Raw genomic sequence first — 17,772 nt, forward strand, 5'->3', positions numbered from 1 at the left:
CAAATGCGAATTCTTTTAATTTTAGTATTCTTTTTTTTCTGTGCTTCGGAAGCGCAGGCACAGGACTCCCTTACGGTTACTGAAGAAAAAGTACTTCAGTACGATACCATAAGTGAGGTGCGTCCTATGGAACTAAGTAAAGAGACCATTGCGAACTATAAAAAGGACGAAGCTTTCAATTACACCGAAGCAACACCCGATGAAGATAATTGGTGGGAACAATTCAAGCGCTGGTTGGCCGGACTGTGGTTTAAATTTTGGGAATGGCTCTTGGGCGACTCGATGAACAAAAGGTTCTGGGGTTTTATGCTAAAGATCCTGCCATATCTTATTATTGCCGGAATTATCGGGTTTATCATCTGGTTGTTCTACAGGCTTAATCCCGGGGCCAAAATTTTAAAGTCGGCCGAGGCTCCGGATGTTTTCTTTACCGAAGAAGAAGAGATCATAAAGACCCGCGACATTAAAAACCTTATTCAAAAAGCGCTGGAGGAAAAGGATTACCGTATGGCGGTACGGTATTCGTATCTGTTGATCTTGAAACAATTGAGCGATGCTCATCTTATCGATTACGAATTCGATAAAACGAACAGCGATTATATAGCCGAAATGGCTTCGGGACCGCTCAACCTTCAGTTTCAAAAAGTCACTAATCTTTACGATTATATCTGGTACGGCAGTTTTACCGTCACCGAAACCGATTATCAGGTGGCGCAACGAACCTTTCAGAAATTAGAACAACAACTCCCTAAGACCAATGACTAAACTACAACAGCTCGTATTTTTCGGATTGTTGCTCATGGTAGCGGCACTGGTTTATTTGGAAGCAACACGCCCCTTGCCTGTAAACTGGTTTCCCAGTTACACCCAAGAAGACAAAATACCCTTGGGCACCTATGTGATGCATGATGTCCTGAAGAAACGCCTTGGGGAAGATCTTGTTGACATGCGGCAGCCACCCTTCGAAAACCTGCGAGACACGTCCTTGTCCGGCACCTATTTATTTATAAATAACAACCTTTCTTTTGACGATGCAGAACTGGAGCGAATGTATGCCTGGGTGGCTAAGGGGAACACGGTATTTGCCGCCGCCACCTTCCACAGCACACCATTACTGGATACGCTTCAGCTGGAAACAAAGAACGCATGGTTGCCGGATGTGTTTGTAACAGAGCCTATGCTGCAACTGGTGAACAAGAATTTTAAGGAAGACAAGCCTTATCACGTTCAACGGGATATGATAATGCCCTATTTTTCAGAATTGGATACACTGTCGCAAACCGTACTTGGCGTAAGTGAACCCTATAATGACACCTTGCAGATCACAAAACCCCTGATCAATTTTATTAAGGCACCAGTGGGAAAAGGCACTTTCTACCTGCACACTCAACCTGAAGTATTCTCAAATTACTTTCTGCTCACGGAACAACATATACGTTATACAGAGGATATGTTAGGTTATATCAACGATGGGCGCCCTGTGTATTGGGATACGCACTACAAATCGGGAAAAAGCATAAACATATCGCCTTTATATATCTTATTAAATAATAAGTATTTGAAATGGGCCTATTATACGGTACTTATAGGTGCTGTACTCTTTGTTTTGTTTGAAGGAAAAAGAAAACAACGCAGCATTCCTATTGTTAATCCTGTTACCAACAAAACATTCGAATACACTCAAACCATTTCCGGGATGTATTTAGATCAACAGCAAACACAAGAGATCGCTAAAAAGCAGATCACTCTTTTTTTTGAATACATCCGCACCCGTCTTCGGATCCCGACAGACACAACAAACAACCGCTTTTTTACAGCAGTGGCGGCACGAAGCGGCAACAGTCTTGAAGACACCAAAAATCTGTTTACTTTTATGGAAAAGATACTGCAACAAGAACAGACTTCTAAGGAAGAACTACTGGAACTCAACAAAAGAATTACTACCTATAAAAAGACACTCGATGGAAAATCCTGAAGTACCCAACGACGAATTACATTTTAACAACCGCATACCGCTGGACGAACTAAAAGAAGCAGTAGATGGTATCAAATCCCAACTGGGAAAGATCATTATTGGTCAACACGATTTTGTTGAACTTCTTATTGTTAGTCTTTTGGCTCGCGGTCATGTGCTAATAGAAGGGGTGCCCGGGATCGCCAAAACCATCACCGCAAAACTTTTTGCCAAAACCCTGCATACAGATTTTAGCAGGATACAATTTACACCGGATCTCATGCCCAGTGATGTGCTTGGCACATCTGTGTTGAACATGAAAACCTCCGAATTCGAGTTTAAGAAGGGACCTATCTTCTCAAATGTGGTCTTGATCGATGAGATCAACCGAGCGCCTGCCAAAACGCAGGCCGCCCTTTTTGAAGTGATGGAAGAACGACAAATCACTATGGATGGTCAGCAGTACATCATGGAATATCCGTTCATGGTCTTGGCGACTCAAAATCCGGTCGAACAGGAAGGTACCTACGCCCTTCCCGAAGCTCAGCTGGACAGATTCCTTTTTAAGATAAAAGTTGGCTATCCCAGCCTGGCAGATGAGGTTACTATTCTTAAAACACATCACGACAGGAAGTTCGATCTTCCACAAGAGCAAATTGAAGCAGTGATCACACCCGAAACCTTGAAGAAATTTCGGGCACAGGTACAGGAGGTCCTTATTGAAGAGAAGATCTTTAACTACATAGCTCAAGTAGTGGACAAGACTAGAAATCACCCACATTTATATTTGGGGGGGTCTCCACGTGCGTCACTGGCAATCATGAACGCCTCGAAAGCCTTTGCCGCCATTAACGGACGAGATTTTGTAACCCCCGATGACGTGAAACGAGCTTTGGCTCCGGTGCTGCGGCATCGTATTATTCTGTCACCCGAACGTGAAATGGAAGGGATGACCCCGGAAACAGTGATCGATATGATTGCACAATCTGTTGAAATACCCCGCTAGTGATCACCTTCCTCAAATCCTTGTATCTAAGTGAGCGTTTCTTTTTCACGCTTAGCTCGATCGCGTTTTTATTTCTCCTCTCGTATTGGGTACCATCCCTCTATGGTATTGTTTGGATAGGTGTAGTGTTCTTTGCAGCTGTCGTGATCATCGAGATGAGCATGTTGTACAGCACGACAGGGCTTCAGGGGGATCGCATTCTACCCGAAAAATTCTCCAATAGTGATGAAAATGAAGTACTGCTTCAGCTAAAGAATGCATATTCCTTTACTGTGAATGTCGCGATAGTTGAAGAACTACCGGTGCAGTTTCAAAAGCGGGATTTTTTCAGAAAAATAACTATTCCCGGGAAAAACAGAAACACAATGTCCTATATCGTCCGACCGGTGGAACGCGGGGAATATATCTTCGGAAATATGAACTGCTATGCCACCAGCAGCCTTGGTATGATACGCAGACGGTATACCTTTAACAAAGAACAGATGGTTAAAGTGTACCCTTCATTCATTCAAATGAAAAAATATGATTTCTTAGCGATCGATAACCGTTTGACACATATAGGTCTAAAGAAGATTCGAAAGATAGGTCACACTATGGAGTTCGAACAGATCAAGGAATATGTGGTAGGCGACGACGTTCGAACTGTGAATTGGAAAGCCACGGCAAAGCAGGCGAGATTAATGGTAAATCAGTTTCAAGATGAAAAGATGCAACCTGTTTACTCGGTCATAGACACCAGCCGAGTGATGAAAATGCCTTTTAATGGTTTGAAACTGGTGGATTACGCGATCAACAGTGCATTGGCATTTTCGAACATTGCATTGAAAAAAGGAGACAAAGTAGGCCTGGTGGATTTTTCGCATCAGTTGGGAAGCTACCTACCCGCGGTTGCCAAAAAGACCTATCTCAACACAATTCTTGACACACTTTATAATATAGATTCCAAATTCCTGGATTCAGATTTTGGCACCCTTCAGGCGCTTGTGAAACGAAGGATAACGCATAGAAGCCTGCTCCTTTTGTATACTAATTTTGAACATATCTCTGCGTTACACAGGCAACTCCCTTACTTGCTCGCAATTGCAAAGAAGCATGTGCTGGTCGTAATCTTTTTTGAAAATACCGAACTAAAAAGCCTGAGTGAAACAGAAACTACAACCATCCCTGAAATATTCGATCAAACCATTGCACAGCAATTTCAGTTCGATAAAAAAGTGATGGTTCGAGAACTTCAGCAACGCGGCATACAAACTGTTTTGACCGCTCCGGAAGATCTTACCGTCAACACAATCAACAAATATCTCGAGATCAAAGCAAAGGGCTTATTGTAACAGAGCGAAGGGTCTAAAATAGAAGTTTTATTTACCGCGCCAAACTTCCCACAACTCAAAAACATACAATTCATCCCAAGCAAACGACAATTGGGATGTTTTCATTTTTCCACCATCAGGTTTTATTGGAGTTTTGCTTCAGAAGAAAACACTAACGCTAAACATTCAAATTATGAAAACACTTTTATTTACCCTCAGCCTTACACTAACTTCCTTCTTACTGCAAGCGCAATCTGAAACCGTATCTCCTTCCGAAGGAATTACCCTCACTGTTACTGTACCCGTGCAAAGCACAGAAGGACATGTTATTTTTGGATTGTACGATGAGCTTACATTCTTAAAACAACCACTTATGGGGTTGGAAAGCGCCATTGTCGATGGCAAGGCAACGGTCACCTTTACCAACGTAAAGCCCGGCACTTATGCTGTCGTTCTCTTTCATGACAAGAACGACAACAAACAAATGGATTTTGAAGCGAATGGAATGCCAAAAGAAATGTTTGGCGCTTCCAACAATGTCCTTGCGTTTGGTCCCCCGCAATGGAAAGAAGCAAAATTTGATGTCGGCGACCAACCTCTGACCTTAGAAATCATTATGTGATTTTACCCGATCCCATGAAAAGGTCTGAAGTACGTGCTTCGGACCTTTTTTTATAGATAAAAACTTTTTATACCGAATTCTGTCATAGATTTTATCAATACAAAATCGTATCTTTGGTCTTAATTTAGTTTAGTTATGACCATCACCCAGTTAAAATACGTTTTGGCGGTAGCCGAACATCAAAATTTTACCAAAGCTGCTCAAAAGACCTTTGTGACACAGCCTACCTTGAGTATGCAAATTCAGAAACTGGAAGAAGAATTGAGCATTCAAATCTTCGACCGAAGTAAGAAACCCATCGAACTTACTTCCATCGGGAAAAAAATAGTGAATCAGGCCCGCAATATCGTCAATGAGGCCGATCGCATGCAAGATGTGGTAGATCAAGAAAAAGGGTTTATTGGAGGTGCTTTCAAGTTAGGGATCATTCCTACTGTCATGCCTACGCTGCTCCCAATGTTCTTGAAGAATTTTACCAAACGCTATGGCAAGGTCCAGCTTAAGATAGAAGAGCTCACGACCGATGAGATCATTCATAAAATAAAGGACGGGCATCTGGATGCGGCCATTGCAGCTACTCCGCTGGAAATTGAAAGTATAAAAGAACGGGTATTGTATTACGAACCCTTTGTAGGTTATGTCCCGGAGCAACATCGCCTGTACGAAAAACAGAAGATAGAAGGGAAGGATCTGGACCTGGATGATATTTTGCTGTTGGAAGACGGTCATTGCTTTAGGGACGGGGTGGTTAATCTTTGCAAGGCATCAAAATTGCAAGCGGGTGAGAGCTTTCAGTTGGAGAGCGGTAGTTTCGAAACACTGGTTAAATTGTCTAATGAAGGTTTAGGGATGACCTTATTGCCTTTTCTCCATACGCTGGACATTTCAGAAGAATACAAAAAGAACCTCCGCTACTTTGCCGAACCTTCTCCCGCCCGAGAGGTAAGTCTTTTGTACAATAAGAATGAGTTAAAATTGCAGATCATCAATGCGCTGTACGATAGTATTTCCGGGGTGATCCGCGGTGCGATCGCCTTTCAGGATGTAAAGATCATAAGTCCGAAGCCTAAAAACTAAAAAAGGCCCTGTAAACAGAGCCTTTTTTTATGGATTTAAATAGATTAAACATTGATTTAGTTGGGGGTTCTGCTTGATCAAAGAGTCAACCCAGATTTTAAGTTCCTCGATTTCATAAGGAAGCAATCGCGTCATCGCCTTTTTCAACTCTTTGCAGAACAGATTAACATCAAAACTAACTTTTGCGAGTACAGCTTTTGTGTAGTCAAACATTGCTCTAGCCATAGTTAAATTGAATTTAAAATAGGTTACGTAGTTGTTATGCTATAGGCAGAAGATTTTTAGATTAAGCTCCTTAAAGATAACAAAAAAATCGATTCATTATTTCATTTTGAAGAAAAATGAGGTGTTAAAATCGGTTGTCTCCATCCAAAAGATCACCCAATCCCCCTAAAATACTGCCTTCTCCTTTATCTTTTCCGCCACCTTGCGGAGCCGATGCCCATACCCTTTTTGCCAATCGGCTAAACGGTAATGATTGAATATATACCGTTCCCGGTCCTGTAAGGGTCGCAAAGAACAGACCTTCTCCGCCAAACAACGTATTTTTAATCCCTCCCACGAATTCGATGTCGTAATCCACTGTATGATCAAAACCAATGATACATCCGGTGTCGACCTTCAATTTTTCTCCCGGGGCAAGCTCTTTTGTCGCAGTGGTTCCGCCGGCATGCACAAAGGCCATACCGTTTCCTTCGAGCTTCTGCATAATAAATCCTTCGCCTCCAAAGAGTCCGCGACCCAATTTTCGAGAGAATTCAATACCAATGGAAACTCCTTTGGCCGCACACAGAAAAGCATCCTTCTGACAAATAAATTTTCCATTGAACTTACGTAGGTCGATCGCGATGATCTTTCCCGGATAGGGAGAAGCAAAACTCACGTGTTTTTTCCCGTGCAGAGTGTTATAAAAAGCTGTCATAAAAAGGCTTTCCCCTGTCAGCAATCTTTTGCCTGCGCCAAAGATCTTACCCATGACCGTATTGTCTTTCGAAGATCCGTCGCCAAAGATGGTCTCCATCTTGATTCCATCGTCCATCATCATAAAACTCCCAGCTTCTGCCACGACGCCTTCATTGGGATCCAGCTCTATTTCTACGTATTGCATTTCTTCACCGTAGATGGTGTAATCTATTTCATGTGCTTGCATGCGTATTGGTTTTTTGGTTATTGCAACTATTTGTAGAAAGCATACCTGTTTTGTTACAAGTAAGAATTTATATCCACTCCATTTCCGAAGAAAAAAATCAGCCCTTCCGCTTCACAGTCCATTCAAAATCGAACCGAGAGACCACATCTCCTTGTGCGTCTACCCCCTCTGCATGCATCCAGCAGGTAACCCCCTCCCCGTTTGCCAGGGTTTCGTCTATAGCCGCTCGGATCTTTTGTCCGTCTGTGCAGGTGAAGCTGATCCTTCCACGTGCTTTTTTTAAAAAGCTCGCCTTATTATTTGCTACAAGCATGGATACCGGTGCGCCGCTCTCTTTTATATAGGACATCACCAACGCACCTGTACTTAACTCTGCTGCCATGCCTTGAACGGCCCAAAACATCGATCTAAAAGGATTTTGATTGATCCATCTATGCCGAACAGTTGTTGTGCAACTTACTTCGGAAATGGACCGAAGGCGAACACCACACAGGAAGGCCGAAGGTAATTTGAAAAATAAAAAAGTGTTGATCTGACTAGGCTTTAAAGGCATTTCTGAAGGATTTTCGGCTAAGATATCACATTTTAAGGACAATTAAATTATGTTAAAAAAATGTTAATTATAGTACTATGCGTAACATAATACCTTCTTTTAGACATATATTTGTATAGGAAACTGAAAATCATGGAAGCAACTACAACTAATACACACAAGAATCTGGGCGCGTTTATACACCTATCCACTTTTCTGAAGTATTTTTTTCCGTTCGCCAATTTTTTTGCTCCATTATTACTATGGACGTTCAATAAGGAGAACGAATTTGTGGATCATCACGGCAAGCAAGCGATCAATTTTCAATTAAGCCTTTTTGTTTACACCTTACTCATAGGGTTGCTGTGCTTACCTTTTTTCCTGCTTTTTGTAACAGACTTTGTGTCCTTGATCGATGCTGTGGAGCATACGGCCCGTGACATACACTTTTCGGATATACGAAACCTTAGCGGCTATATATTATTGTTCTTTTTGATCGTATTGTTATTGTTTGGACTTTTTGTTCTGGAACTATACGCAGTCATTTCGGCCACATTACGTGCCGCCCAAGGAGAAGAGTACAAATATCCTTTATGTATCCCTTTTATAAAAACAACCCCTCGAGCTAGCTCGGGACAAAAGCAATCAAATAATGAGCACACTAGTTAGTATTTTATTGGCGATTGTCATGAACACTCTTTCGGGAGGTGGAATGCAACTGCAGGCAAAAGAGACGTCTTTTGCTGCGACAGATCTTTGTAAAGAAGCATTTCATACTACGAACACTCATTGCATCAACAAAAACGAACAGTTATTCACAACATGTAAAAAAGAGCAGGTGAAGTAAGCCGGTGGTGTCTTTACTAATCACAAAGACATAGTACCTAACTGCTCCAAATGATTTAAAAACAGAAGAGACAGATGAAAATCGAAAACACAAAAGCGCAAATGCGTAAAGGAGTTCTGGAATATTGCATCCTTTCCATTCTTAAAGACGGGGAGGCCTATACGAGCGATATTCTTGAAACCCTTAAGGACGCAAAAATGCTTGTCGTGGAAGGAACCATTTATCCGCTGTTGACCCGTCTTAAAAATGCGGGACTACTGGCGTATCGATGGGAAGAATCCACCAGCGGACCACCGCGCAAGTATTATGAATTGACCGAAACCGGTAAACTATTTTTAAAAGAACTAAATACCACCTGGAGCGAATTGCAGCAGGCTGTAAATAGAGTAACCAGCGAAAAAACCACAAAATGAACAAGACAGTAAATATAAATCTAGCAGGCACATTTTTCCACATCGATGAAGATGCCTTTGGAAAATTATCACGCTATTTGGACGCGATAAAAAAATCGCTGTCAGATCCTCAGGGAAGTGACGAGATCTTGCGCGACATTGAAGCAAGGATCGCAGAGCTTTTTTCTGAAAAATTAGAAAGCAGCGCACATGTTGTTACCCTAAAAGAAGTGGACGCCGTTATAAAGGTCATGGGACAGCCGGAAGACTACATGGTGGACGAAGAGATCTTTGAAGATGTCCCGCCTTCGGTAAAATCCCGCACACGCACTACTTCCTACAAACAACTGTTTCGGGATATCGATAATAAATTTATCTCGGGAGTATCGTCAGGATTAGGTCACTACATGGGTATAGACGCCATCTGGATACGATTGGCATGGGTATTACTTACTGTATTATCCAGCGGATTCTTTATTGTGATCTATATCCTCTTTTGGATACTGGTCCCCGCAGCAGAAAGTACATCAGACAAACTAAAAATGACCGGGGAGGCCATCAATATATCGAATATTGAAAAAAAGTTCAAAGAAGGATATGATACTGTCGCGGATAAGGTAAAGAACGCAGACTATGACAAATACGGGAAAAAAGTAAAAAGCGGTGCTTCCGGTTTTTTCGATGCTCTCGGTAGTATCCTTCTTACCCTTCTTAAAATATTTGTCAAATTCATAGGAGTGATTTTAATTATTGTGTCCTTATCGACCTTGGTAGGATTGATCGTGGGATTGTTCACATTTGGTTCCATGGACCTATGGGGACATGGTGAGGTCATGGATTACATTTCGCTGGTAGACACTACCAATGCACCGTTGTGGCTTATCTCACTACTGGTCTTTTTTGCCGTAGGGATTCCCTTCTTTGTATTGTTCATCCTCGGGTTAAAACTACTTATAGATAATTTAAAATCCATTGGAACACCGGCCAAGATCATCCTGCTTGTGGTGTGGTTCTTCAGTATTGTTGGCTTGGGAATTTTAGGAGTACAACAAGCTTCAGAACAAGCCTATAACGGCGAATTCATTGAAGAGTCCACCCTACCCGTTCGTACCGGGGACACCTTGCGTCTGGAGATGGCGGCGAATAATCTATATGAATACACGGTGAGACGTAGCGGAGGTGTTGAGATCAAATACGACGAGAACGATGAGAAGATCATTTATTCAAATGATATCAGGTTGATCGTTCGTTCTACCAACGATTCTGTAGCGAAGATCGTGATCGAAAAGCACGCGGAAGGCCGAAGTCTCCTTGAAGCCAGACAACGCGCAGAGGCCATTTCCTATGCGTACAATCTTCAAGGAACTAAACTTATGCTAGATGGGTATTTTTTAACCGGGATCGAAAATAAATACCGTGACCAGGAAGTACAGGTGCTGTTGTATCTGCCTGTAGGAACGATCCTGTATGCTGAAGAGAACACCTATTCATTTCACCGCAATTCATCGAGCTATCGAGATATTCTGGACAATGGTGATGAATCTCATTACCTGCGAATCTTGAACAACAAGACCGAATGTTTGGACTGTCCCGTTGAGGATATGGATCCTTCAGAAAGAGATCCCGAGACCGAAGGAGATGATTGGGAAAAAGAACTGGAAGAAGAGTGGAATGAAGATGATGGTCCGCACGAGATCATCATTAATGAGAACGGGGTAAAGATCAATCCGGGCAGTCATTCAGATTCAATTCAACTTACCATAGATAACTAATTTAAAAATCAACGATATGAAAGCAATTAAAATTGTAGCTGTACTTTTTATCGCCTTGGCGACTGCCTCTTGTAATTTCGATATTTCACTGGGTCAAACCGATGGTGACGGAAATGTTGTTACCGAAGAACGCCCTGCCACCGAAGCATTTGATCAAGTAAAAGGCAGTGCCGGAATAGATGTGTTCCTTTCCGAAGGAACGGAACAAAAGATCGTGGTAGAAGCCGATGAGAACCTGCACGATATCATCACGACCGAAATAACGAATGGAAAACTTTCTGTTGGAGTGGTCAACGGAAAGAATATTGGTCGCTCCAAAGCAAAAAAAGTGCATATAACCTACGTTTCACTCACTGCGATAGCAGCCAGCAGCGGTGCCGATGTGATCGCTAATTCTGTGGTACGAAACGAGCGTGTTTCTCTTGATGCCAGTAGCGGAGCCGACCTCGAAGCTGAAGTTTTTGCAAAGGAAGTCTATGCTGAAACCAGTAGCGGTGCCGATCTAAAGGTTAGCGGGAAAGCTTCAAAATTAATTGCAGATGCTTCCAGCGGAAGCGATCTTAATGCCAAGAACTTACTGGTCCTAACCTGCAACGCCGAAGCTTCCAGTGGTGCCGATATTACTGTGCACGTAAAGGACGAACTTCGAACCGATGCCAGTAGCGGTGGTGATATCAATTACTATGGCGACCCGACAGCGGTCACCAATACTAGCAGCCGCAGCGGAGGAGTTCACAAAATGTAAAATCAACGGTCTAACCAACCATTAAGACCCCGAAGTTGTTCCATGGCTTAGGGGTTTTATTTTTATTTATCCATTATGAAAATAATATACATCCTCTTTATTCTCTTTACCACAAATGCAACCGCCCAAGTTGCAACCTCATCAGAGCTCTTTAAAACGCTGAAATCCAACGACAGTTTGTTGTTCGATGTGGCCTTCAATCGTTGTGATCCTTCACCTTTGCATCTTCTTATTCGAGAAGACCTGGAGTTTTATCACGATCAAGGGGGAATTCAACATTCAAAGAAAGAGTTCATGGAAGTAATGAAGAAAAACATTTGCGGTTCCCCCGACTTTGTGTCGCGCCGCGAACTCGTTGCCGGAAGTTTAAAAGTATTTCCCCTCTACGATAATGGAACACTATACGGAGCGATTCAAATGGGGAGCCATCGGTTTTTCGAAAGCAGGAACGGGGCAATGGAAACACCCGGAAGTACGGCGCTTTTCACACATCTTTGGTTACTGAATGAGGGCCATTGGCAATTGGCCAGAGTCTTGAGCTACGACCACAAAGCTCCTTAATTTTATACGTAAACAAAGAGGTTCAATTTTTCTGAAATCTCTAAAATAAACTCAAAAAATTATCGTTACACTAGCACAAAGTTTATCCCCATGAGATCGTATGTAGTTCCTTTTTCAGCACTGCTTTTTTTAATTTTTTCTGCCTTATTTTTCAAAAGTTGCAAATCCAATGATGACGATGCAGTCACTAATGTCAATGCAAATGTAGTGAGCGACCTTCCGGAAGGAACATGGCGGATTTCCTATTTTTTCAATAACAACGCCGATCACACAAACGACTATTCCTCTTTCACTTTCAATTTTAAAACAGACAGATCTGTGGATGCAGTCAACGATATTTTTAGCGAAACAGGAAATTGGGAGTACGAAGATGCGTCCAATGATGCTTCAGACGATGATGGAATTGAAAATGACGAAGAATTATTGTTAACGTTCACCGGTGCCACCTTACTGGGAGAACTTTCAGATAATTGGCATATCACTTCTGCCAGTGCTACCCGAGTAGAGCTCTTCGATGAAAGTACCAACGGCAGTATGCAGTTCTTGACCTTCAGTAAATTGTAAAAAAAATTCGAAGCACTTTAAGCACTTCGAATTTATTATTTTATAAACGTGGTACTGTCTTAGGCCGGAACCTCACTTTCAATACTTACCAGATAACGCTCTGCATCCAGTGCCGCCATACATCCGGTTCCTGCAGCTGTCACAGCCTGACGATATTCTTTGTCCTGTACGTCTCCGCTCGCAAAAACACCCGGTTTATTGGTCTTGGTGCTTTTCCCTTTGGTGATGATATATCCTGTCTCGTCCATGTCGATCTGTCCTTTAAAGATCTCTGTGTTTGGCTTATGCCCGATGGCTATAAATAATCCGGTGATGGCTATCGTCTCCTTCTCTCCGGTTTCATTGTTTATCATACGTAATCCTTCCACAACGGTGTCTCCTAAAACCTCATCGATCTCTGTATTGTACCTAAGATCGATATTCTTGGTCGAGGTAACGCGGTGTTGCATTGCCTTCGAGGCTTTCATATAGTCCTTACGCACCAGCATGGTCACTTTATTACAGATGTTGGCCAAATAGGTCGCTTCTTCAGCCGCGGTATCTCCGCCCCCTACAATGGCAACGTCCTGTCCTTTATAAAAGAATCCGTCGCAAACGGCACAGGCCGATACGCCGCCGCCACGCAAGCGCTGCTCGCTAGGCAATCCCAGATATTTTGCAGTGGCTCCTGTCGAGATGATCACGGTCTCAGCTTCCAGTTTTGTGGCATTGTCCACTGTGATCTTATGGATACCACCCACTTCATCACTAAACGTTACTGCCGTCACCATACCAATACGTACTTGGGTACCAAAACGTTCGGCTTGTTGTTGCAATTGTACCATCATCGTCGGTCCGTCTACCCCGTCGGGGTAACCGGGAAAATTATCAACTTCGGTGGTGGTGGTCAATTGACCGCCGGGTTCCATTCCGGTATACATCACGGGCTTCAGGTCGGCTCTGGCAGCGTAGATCGCAGCTGTATATCCCGCCGGACCCGATCCAATGATCAAACATTTTATTCTTTCTATGGTATCAGACATAATATAATTCTTTCTAATAAATTAGTAGACTGCAAAAGTAGCAACTTTACTTAAAAATAGGATAGTAAAAGGTATTAATAATAGGTATTTAATTATTGCAAATGCCTATCGTTTTTCTTCGGAAAAAAACGTCCCGTAGTTTTTTTATAGTCCTTGTAATCTGAAAAATCCTTCATTAGCAGTTTCTCTTCGTATGAAGATTTCAAATAGAGAACAACGATCAAGGCTAAGGAGATGACCAATTTTATAACCGAAACACTGTAAATGGCATAAGCGATCATTGAAATAAGGATTCCTAAATAGATAGGATGTCGTACGTATTTATAGATTCCGTAAGAAATTAGATTAGCATGTTTTTCTCGGGGAGAAAAAATATTGAAGGAATCGCTCAGATTCAAAATACCAAGAACAATAACCAGAATTCCAAAGCCTACAAATGCTAAGCACACAAATGCGAACCACTGCGGAAGTTCTATACCAAAATTGTCTTCCCATGCTATGAAAAACAAGGCAAAAAAGAAAAACTGAACGAGTACGTATATAACGTCTTTTTTAAACAATGAAAGTAGGTATTCGGTTATAAGGGACTACAAAAATAGCATATTTTCTTGTTTGGTAAAATAAAAAAGACGCGATGTGGCCCAAAAAAAACCGCTAATTACGCACCACGTATATGCTCTTGTGAAGCTGATATATATCATTTTCTACATCAGGTATGTCCGTTAGTTTTGCTCTATAAAAGTCGAAAAATATGTGTGCACCCCTTATCACTAAATACAATGTCGCAGGGCCTCGCTATACCAGCTACCCCACGGTTCCCTATTGGGACAATGAGACCTTTTCATTAAAACGTTGGAAAGAATCCCTGAAGAAAAGTTTTTTAGAAAGCAACGATTCACAAGGCATTAGCCTGTATATCCACTTACCCTTTTGTGAAAGCCTTTGCACCTTTTGTGGGTGTAATAAGCGAATCACCAAAAATCACGATGTAGAGGTCCCGTACTTGAAATCGGTTCTTAAAGAGCTTCAGCTGTATATCGATATCTTTGAGGAACGCCCCGTAATTAAAGAATTACACCTGGGCGGTGGAACACCTACATTTTTTACGCCTCAAAATCTGCAAATGCTCCTGGAAGGGCTATTCCGAAGAACAAAAAAAGCTCCTAACGCCGATCTTAGTTTTGAGGGTCATCCAAATAATACCAGTGACGAGCATCTGTGCGTATTGGCTTCCTTTGGGTTTACACGTGTAAGCTACGGCGTGCAGGATTACAATGAGACAGTGCAAAAGGCGATCCATCGAATCCAACCCTTCGAAAATGTAAAAAAAGTGACCGAAGCAGCACGTAATGCCGGTTTTACTTCGGTGGGGCACGACATTATCTTTGGCCTTCCTTTTCAGAAAAAAGAACACATTATTCATACCATCGAGCGAACCAAAGAACTCATGCCGGATCGAATTGCTTTTTACAGCTACGCACATGTGCCGTGGCTAAAAGGAAATGGACAACGCGGCTTTAAAGAGGAGCATTTGCCTTCGGCTGAAGAAAAACGAGTGCAATACGAAACCGGGAAACAGATGCTGCTCGATGCCGGTTACGTTGAAATTGGCATGGATCATTTCGCTTTGCCTACAGACAGTTTATTCAAGGCCTCGGTATCGAAGACCATCCACCGAAACTTTATGGGCTACACCGACTCCAAAACGCAGGTAATGATTGGCTTGGGAGCTTCAGCCATTAGCGACAGCTGGTATAGTTTCGCACAGAATGAGAAAGGTGTGGAAGCCTATCAGGATCTGGTGGAAAATAACATAATTCCCGTATATCGCGGACATGTACTCACAAACGAAGATCTGGTGATCCGGAAACACATTCTCAATCTCATGTGCTCGCTTGAAACCTATTGGAGTGACCCCAAAGACTATTTTCAAGAACTGCCGGATGTATTGGTAAAATTAAAGGAGATCGAGAAGGACGGCTTGATCGAATTTCAAAAAGACGGATTAATAGTCACCGAAAAAGGACGTCCCTTTGTTCGAAACATTTGCATGGCCTTCGATCTGTTGCTCCAACGTAAAAAACCCGAAACGCAATTATTCTCTATGACGATATAGCGTTTGATTTTTAGTTTAATAGGTGAAGGGAAGTCAATGGCTTCCCTTTTTTTTTGTATCAAATATCGAGAGGAAGGTATGCGTCTATTTTATATCTTTAACTAATGATACATCCAAAATACGGTCATTACTTTCGTCAAATAATCGTTTTTGCGATCATCTGGCTCATCTTTGGAATGCTGTATGCCCTTTTGGAGGTAGGACTTTTGGGTAATACCACTTCATATCCCACAACCGGGATCGATTATTATTTTGGAAACAACATCCTGTATTTCAGCTTGGGAAGTCTGCTAATGGGCGTTGCACAAGGGTCGATAGAGGTATTCTGGCTTCACAAACAGTTTGTAAATAAGCCTTTATGGGTAAAGATCTTTTGGAAAAGTCTCATCTATTTGTTCCTTATCCTATTATTCTTACTGGTTCTTACGATAGTCACAAGTTGGGTGAACGCGCCTTCGGGAACGTTGGATGCTTCTGCAACAGCCCGAATTCAGGAATTCATGGGGCAATTCTCTTTTTGGTCTATCGTGATCTACGCAGGAGTTGCCTTGAACATCGCCTTGATTTTTTCAGACATACAAGAATACATAGGGCGGAGATTGCTTTATAATTTTTTACTCGGAAGATACCATCATCCCAATCAGGAATGCAGGATCTTCATGTTCCTCGACATGAAATCATCCACCACCATTGCCGAGAATATGGGCCATGCCCAGTATTTTCAGCTTATTAAGACCTATTACGCCAATATGACGGACGCTATCCTTGAAACCTCAGGAGAGATCTATCAATACGTTGGTGATGAAATTGTGATCTCTTGGCCCGAAAAGAAAGGGCTCTATAAGAACAACTGTATCAATTGCTTTTGCAAAATAGAGAAGGATCTATTTAAGAATCGTCAAAAATATCTGGAAGAATTTGGCATTGTGCCTTCCTTTAAGGCCGGCTTCCATATTGGAGAGGTCACTACCGGTGAGATAGGTATCATTAAGAAGGACATTATCTATACGGGCGACGTGCTCAATACCACTGCCAGAATACAAGCACAGTGCAACACTTACGACGCCAAAGCATTGATCTCGGAAGCTTTAATGAGAAAACTTCCTCCAAACACGTCGTTCTCGTTCACAAAACTAGGAGAATTGAAGCTTCGGGGTAAATCGGAAGACGTCCTCTTATACCGCATTGATCTTTAAACAGCTTTCATTCGAGCATCCTATTTTTTCTTATCTCCCTTGACCATGTTAAGAACGACAAGGATCATCACGGCGCAAACCACGCCAAAAACAACGATAATGGCGGTGCCCATGCCCCAATCCACTAATGGTATTTTAGATACAATCATAGGTACTTATTTTAAAGGTTGATATTCCGGCCCCAATGATTCAGAAAGGACCGGGGTATGACATTGATAGCTCGAAGAGACGGTCTCCATCATGGGTGTTGGGGAGATATACGGAATCCCCAGTCCCAGGCCTCGTACAACGAACAAACAGCCCATGAGCACCACAAATACCGGAATCGACTTCCGTATATATTGTCGCACTTTGCCGCTTAGAAAATTTCCAAAATAAATAGCAGTGGTCATCAAAGGTATCGTTCCCAAGCCAAAAACCGCCATATACAGACTCCCTTCCACCGCGTTTCCTGAAGCGATGGCTCCAAAAACCGCCATATAAACGAGTCCACATGGTAAAAATCCGTTTAGAAAACCTATGGTTAGAAAGGTATCGGGGCTTCGTTTTTTTAGAGCCGCTCCTAAACGGCTTTTAACCGCAGAAATTGCTTTAAAAATGGGTTTGGAGAAGTTATATCTGCTCACGGTTCTATATGGCAGGAGGATCAATAAGATCATTAAAAGACCAACGATTATGGACAATTGCTGCTGCATTCCGAAGAGATAAAAACTCTTGCCCAGCAATCCAAAGAGCAAGCCAATTATCCCATACGAAACCAATCTGCCAATGTGATATAGCGCGATCTGCCCGGATTTCTTTACGGGATTCTTACGGTCTACCGGCAATAAAAAGGCAATGGGTCCGCACATGCCAACGCAGTGAAAACTACCCAAAAGCCCAAAAATCAATGCCGATAGGAACATA

The 17,772-nt window shown here is 42.4% G+C and carries 22 protein-coding genes; 15 read left to right on the top strand and 7 right to left on the bottom strand.

Annotated elements, in window-relative coordinates:
* Nucleotides 1–3: 3 nt before the first annotated feature.
* The 6 genes from JS40_RS04600 (at nt 4) to JS40_RS04625 (ending at nt 5,969) form a co-directional block, all read left to right on the top strand.
* Nucleotides 4–765: a DUF4129 domain-containing protein gene (locus tag JS40_RS04600; protein WP_034258742.1), complete on the top strand. Its 762-nt coding sequence runs from the start codon at nt 4–6 to the stop codon at nt 763–765.
* The gene (locus JS40_RS04605; RefSeq protein WP_034258744.1) at nt 758–1,975 is read left to right on the top strand and encodes a DUF4350 domain-containing protein; all 1,218 of its coding nucleotides are present in this window, start codon (nt 758–760) and stop codon (nt 1,973–1,975) included. Before JS40_RS04600 ends, JS40_RS04605 begins: the two co-directional genes overlap by 8 nt.
* On the top strand, nt 1,962–2,960 hold the full coding sequence (locus JS40_RS04610; RefSeq protein WP_034258747.1) for an AAA family ATPase: 999 nt from the start codon (nt 1,962–1,964) through the stop codon (nt 2,958–2,960). The genes JS40_RS04605 and JS40_RS04610 overlap by 14 nt, the downstream gene beginning before the upstream one ends.
* Nucleotides 2,960–4,291, top strand: coding sequence for a DUF58 domain-containing protein (locus JS40_RS04615; protein ID WP_084677433.1), 1,332 nt, complete (start codon nt 2,960–2,962; stop codon nt 4,289–4,291). The genes JS40_RS04610 and JS40_RS04615 overlap by 1 nt, the downstream gene beginning before the upstream one ends.
* 172 nt (nt 4,292–4,463) lie before the next feature.
* Complete coding sequence (locus JS40_RS04620) at nt 4,464–4,892, top strand: DUF2141 domain-containing protein (protein ID WP_034258749.1); 429 nt, start codon at nt 4,464–4,466, stop codon at nt 4,890–4,892.
* A 135-nt stretch (nt 4,893–5,027) separates the two neighbouring features.
* Nucleotides 5,028–5,969: a LysR family transcriptional regulator gene (locus tag JS40_RS04625; RefSeq protein WP_034258750.1), complete on the top strand. Its 942-nt coding sequence runs from the start codon at nt 5,028–5,030 to the stop codon at nt 5,967–5,969.
* Nucleotides 5,970–5,996: 27 nt separating this feature from the next.
* On the opposite strand, the gene JS40_RS15560 is transcribed toward JS40_RS04625, so the two are convergent.
* The 3 genes from JS40_RS15560 to JS40_RS04640 form a co-directional block, all read right to left on the bottom strand.
* Nucleotides 5,997–6,194, bottom strand: a complete 198-nt coding sequence (locus JS40_RS15560) for a hypothetical protein (RefSeq protein WP_034258752.1) — start codon at nt 6,192–6,194, stop codon at nt 5,997–5,999.
* A gap of 124 nt (nt 6,195–6,318) precedes the next feature.
* Nucleotides 6,319–7,119 carry a TIGR00266 family protein gene (locus tag JS40_RS04635; protein ID WP_034258755.1) on the bottom strand — a complete coding sequence of 267 codons (801 nt, stop codon included), beginning with the start codon at nt 7,117–7,119 and terminating at the stop codon, nt 6,319–6,321.
* Nucleotides 7,120–7,216: 97 nt separating this feature from the next.
* Nucleotides 7,217–7,672, bottom strand: a complete 456-nt coding sequence (locus JS40_RS04640; protein ID WP_034262085.1) for a DUF4442 domain-containing protein — start codon at nt 7,670–7,672, stop codon at nt 7,217–7,219.
* A 132-nt stretch (nt 7,673–7,804) separates the two neighbouring features.
* Between JS40_RS04640 and JS40_RS04645 the strand changes: the two genes are divergently transcribed.
* The 7 genes from JS40_RS04645 to JS40_RS04670 all read left to right on the top strand — a co-directional run bounded on the left by JS40_RS04645 (nt 7,805) and on the right by JS40_RS04670 (nt 12,532).
* Nucleotides 7,805–8,320, top strand: a complete 516-nt coding sequence (locus JS40_RS04645; RefSeq protein WP_051957496.1) for a DUF4870 domain-containing protein — start codon at nt 7,805–7,807, stop codon at nt 8,318–8,320.
* A complete protein-coding gene (locus tag JS40_RS15345; protein ID WP_152558136.1) occupies nt 8,304–8,498 on the top strand; it encodes a hypothetical protein in 195 nt (64 codons plus the stop codon). Before JS40_RS04645 ends, JS40_RS15345 begins: the two co-directional genes overlap by 17 nt.
* Before the next feature lie 74 nt (nt 8,499–8,572).
* Entirely contained in the window at nt 8,573–8,911 is a 339-nt protein-coding gene (locus tag JS40_RS04650) for a PadR family transcriptional regulator (protein WP_034258757.1), read from the top strand.
* Nucleotides 8,908–10,662 (top strand): PspC domain-containing protein, encoded by a 1,755-nt coding sequence (locus JS40_RS04655; RefSeq protein WP_034258760.1) that lies wholly within the window; start codon nt 8,908–8,910, stop codon nt 10,660–10,662. Before JS40_RS04650 ends, JS40_RS04655 begins: the two co-directional genes overlap by 4 nt.
* A 16-nt stretch (nt 10,663–10,678) precedes the next feature.
* A complete protein-coding gene (locus tag JS40_RS04660) occupies nt 10,679–11,407 on the top strand; it encodes a head GIN domain-containing protein (protein ID WP_034258762.1) in 729 nt (242 codons plus the stop codon).
* Nucleotides 11,408–11,482: 75 nt separating this feature from the next.
* Nucleotides 11,483–11,968, top strand: a complete 486-nt coding sequence (locus JS40_RS04665) for a nuclear transport factor 2 family protein (RefSeq protein WP_034258764.1) — start codon at nt 11,483–11,485, stop codon at nt 11,966–11,968.
* 90 nt (nt 11,969–12,058) lie between these two features.
* Nucleotides 12,059–12,532: a hypothetical protein gene (locus tag JS40_RS04670; protein WP_034258765.1), complete on the top strand. Its 474-nt coding sequence runs from the start codon at nt 12,059–12,061 to the stop codon at nt 12,530–12,532.
* A 59-nt stretch (nt 12,533–12,591) separates the two neighbouring features.
* Here JS40_RS04670 and trxB read toward each other — a convergent pair whose 3' ends face one another.
* Complete coding sequence (gene trxB, locus JS40_RS04675; RefSeq protein WP_034258766.1) at nt 12,592–13,554, bottom strand: thioredoxin-disulfide reductase; 963 nt, start codon at nt 13,552–13,554, stop codon at nt 12,592–12,594.
* Nucleotides 13,555–13,646: 92 nt separating this feature from the next.
* On the bottom strand, nt 13,647–14,114 hold the full coding sequence (locus JS40_RS04680) for a methyltransferase family protein (protein WP_034258767.1): 468 nt from the start codon (nt 14,112–14,114) through the stop codon (nt 13,647–13,649).
* 191 nt (nt 14,115–14,305) lie between these two features.
* On the opposite strand from JS40_RS04680, the gene hemN reads away from it, so the two are divergent.
* Both hemN and JS40_RS04690 read left to right on the top strand, forming a co-directional pair.
* Nucleotides 14,306–15,670 carry an oxygen-independent coproporphyrinogen III oxidase gene (gene hemN, locus JS40_RS04685; RefSeq protein WP_034258768.1) on the top strand — a complete coding sequence of 455 codons (1,365 nt, stop codon included), beginning with the start codon at nt 14,306–14,308 and terminating at the stop codon, nt 15,668–15,670.
* A 104-nt stretch (nt 15,671–15,774) separates the two neighbouring features.
* Nucleotides 15,775–16,866, top strand: coding sequence for an adenylate/guanylate cyclase domain-containing protein (locus JS40_RS04690; protein ID WP_034258769.1), 1,092 nt, complete (start codon nt 15,775–15,777; stop codon nt 16,864–16,866).
* A gap of 20 nt (nt 16,867–16,886) precedes the next feature.
* Here JS40_RS04690 and JS40_RS15630 read toward each other — a convergent pair whose 3' ends face one another.
* Complete coding sequence (locus JS40_RS15630) at nt 16,887–17,015, bottom strand: hypothetical protein (RefSeq protein WP_262482543.1); 129 nt, start codon at nt 17,013–17,015, stop codon at nt 16,887–16,889.
* Between the two features lie 6 nt (nt 17,016–17,021).
* Nucleotides 17,022–17,771 (bottom strand): sulfite exporter TauE/SafE family protein, encoded by a 750-nt coding sequence (locus JS40_RS04695; RefSeq protein WP_034258771.1) that lies wholly within the window; start codon nt 17,769–17,771, stop codon nt 17,022–17,024.
* Between the last annotated feature and the right edge of the window lies 1 nt (nt 17,772).

Source organism: Altibacter lentus, from assembly GCF_000746845.1.
GTDB lineage: Bacteria > Bacteroidota > Bacteroidia > Flavobacteriales > Flavobacteriaceae > Altibacter > Altibacter lentus.